A 2,918-nucleotide genomic window follows, 5' to 3' on the forward strand; every position below is an offset into this window, starting at 1 on the left:
GTGCTGGCGAAGCTGCTGCCGCAAACGTCGGCATCGACAACGACAGCGGCAAGCTTCAGCGACTTGAGCGGCAGCCACTGGGCGGCTCAAGCAGCCGGCCGACTGCAAGCGGCGGGCGTCATTACGGGCTATTCGGACGGCAGCTTCAAGCCGAACCGGGATATCACCCGCGCCGAAGCGGTATCGATGATTAACCGCCTGATCGGACTGGACGCGTCGCGCGGCGAAGCGGGCAGCGGGCAGTGGAAAGACGTAGCCGGCAGCTACTGGGCGTACGACGCCATTCGCGCGGCTTCGATGAACCGCTAATCGTCCACCTCGGGCCGCTCGAGCCTTCGCGCTTTGCTCCCCCGGACAAAGCGCGAAACCGCTGGCCGCAGCACCCGAACGGCCTAAATGAAATAAGTTTAAAAGCGAATCATTCCCAGTGAATGGTTCGCTTTTTTTAGTCGTATTGTTCAGAAATTGTTCAGAGCGTGACGATATATTAGTATCAGTTCAATACGGAATCTGCGGATTCCATATTCCATACAGAGGGGACACGATTTGCAGATGAACAACAAGAGGAGACTCAAATTGCTTGCAAACGATCGTGCAAAAAAATGGCTGCAAAAAAGCGCAATCGCAACATTGATCGGCGCGACTGTGCTGGGTACGGTGCCGGGCTTTGGGAGCGGAACGGCGAAAGCCGAAACGGCTAAAAATTACGTTATGCTGAATGTGGCGGGCGCCGATGAGCAGAACCAAACCGGGAAATTTCAAAGACCTACGGATTTGGCTTACTCTAAGCCTATGCAAGCTCTTCTTGTCAACGATTCTCCGGATCCGATGATCTTTAACCCCTACTCTTACAGTACCGTATGGGCGATAGAAGATTCCGGAATGAATATCGATAATCAAATGTCTTATGCGCTGACTTCGCCTTATCAACTTCAATTAGAAAAAGATAAAACGTTTGAAATCAGCGATATTGCAGTCGATCCGTCCGATCACAGCAACAGCTTGTCGCCTCTGCCCATCGCCGGAACTTCCTTTACCGATGCAGTAAATGGAGTATTTGTAGGAGATGCAGAAAAAAATTCGAATAATCTTGATCCTATTGCACGATTCGTTCGCACTTTTGTTGCTTGGCCTGGATACGAGTTTCAACAGCCGGAAGGTATCATTTTTGACGATTCCGGGAATGCTTATGTAGCCGACACAACCGCAAATAAAGTTGTGAAAATAATCAAACCCTTAGAAAACGATCCGAATCCGCCGGTCGTTGAGACCATTCTGGATTCAACCCGAGCGAACCTACAGAATCCTGTCGATCTGGCTTACGCTTACGGCAATCTTTATATTTTGCAGACGGGCGATGTCAATGCCGCAAACGGGAAGGTGTGGAGGCTGAATCTAGACAGTGGATCGGCAGAAGCTATCGTCAGCGATCTGGCTTACCCGACGGCAATCACAACAGACGGTTCTTTCGATACCCTGTATATTGCGGAAACGGCAAAACACAGAATCATCAGCGTCGGAAGCAGCGGAACAGGCTTCAAAGTAGTCGCCGGAACGGGCGAAGCCGGAAAAGGAGCGGAAGGCCTCGATCCGAAAAAGACCGCGCTTGATTCGCCACAGGGCGTCGCAGTCGGTGATGACGGCACCCTTTATATCTCGGATACCAACAACAAACGCATAATGAAGATTGTGCGGGGGATGGCGGCTCCGGGAAAAGCGGGCGTGACATTCTACGATGCCCGAACAGCCGTGGTCAGTTGGGAATCGGTTGCGGATGCGACGGATTACTATGTATACAGATTGAAAGAGTACGACGAACACAATAAGGAAGCGCAATGGGAAGAAGTTGCTCATCAAACTTCGGCGGACAAGAACGAAGTCACGCTGCGTAACCTGCCGGAGTTTCCGTACTTCCCGGACTCCAGGCGCAATGTGCTCGCAGTAAGAGCGGCCAAGCAGCTGCAAGAACGTCCCGGCCTTACTTTATTCTCCGAGTACACGATTGCAGCAGAGCCGGATATTCACTCGCCGGGTCCTATAACCAATCCGCCGATCTCGGAGCCGCCTGTGTCCGAACCTCCGACGCCGGTAAAGCCGAATCCGACCCCGGTAACGCCGACACCGTCGACTCCGTCCACCGGCGGAACATCGACGCCGGTTACGACCGCGCCGGCCGCAGCGCCTGCACCGTCGACGCAAACCAGCATCGTTAAAGTCAACGTGCAAAACGGAGCCGTTGCCAAAGGCGCGGTGGTTTCCACGCTGGACATCACCCGCACCAAGTCGGCGGACGGCAAAACGAAAGACGCGCTGCAGCTGACCGCGGCGAAAGCCAAAGAAGTCATCGAGCAGCTCAAAGCGGCCGGTTCCAAAACGGCGGCGATCGTCCTGCCGGACCCGAGCGACGAAGTGTCCGAGTGGAACCTGACGGTGCCGACCGCGGCTTCGGCGGCGCTCAAGCAGGAAGGCATCGCGCTGGTGATCCAGAATCCGAACGTGCGCATCGACGTGCCGACTTCGTCCCTCGACGGAGTAAGCGACGATCTGTATTTCCATCTCGTGCCGGTAAAAAGCACGTCCACCGGCGCGGAAATCCAGCAGCGCGCGCTGTCCAATCCGGCGATCGTATCGACGGCGAACGGCAGCGATATCACGGTACTCGGTCGTCCGATGACGATCGAAACCAATCTGCAAAGCCGTCCGGTTACGCTGACCCTGCCGCTTCCGGCAGGAACGTATACCGCTGCGGACATGCAGCAGCTGGGCATCTATATCGAGCACAGCGACGGCACGAAGGAATTGGTACGCGGCACGGCTTCGCAGCTTGAAGACGGCAAAGCCGGCATTCAATTTACCGTGAACCATTTCAGTACGTTCACGGTTGTCAAAGTCGGCGGCTGGGCGAACACGCTCAAAGC

At 54.9% G+C, this 2,918-nt stretch carries 2 protein-coding genes; both read left to right on the plus strand.

Translation table 11 applies throughout. The annotated features are described in order from the left end of the window. Positions 1 to 309: S-layer homology domain-containing protein (locus tag QWJ34_RS26895; protein WP_302732219.1), on the plus strand; the 309-nt coding region annotated here is incomplete at its 5' end. A gap of 909 nt (positions 310 to 1,218) precedes the next feature. Further along, positions 1,219 to 2,918, plus strand: a 1,700-nt coding sequence (locus QWJ34_RS26900; protein ID WP_483314315.1) for an NHL repeat-containing protein, incomplete at its 3' end; no start/stop codon positions are given.

The organism is Saccharibacillus sp. CPCC 101409 (assembly GCF_030518235.1).
Taxonomy (GTDB): domain Bacteria; phylum Bacillota; class Bacilli; order Paenibacillales; family Paenibacillaceae; genus Saccharibacillus.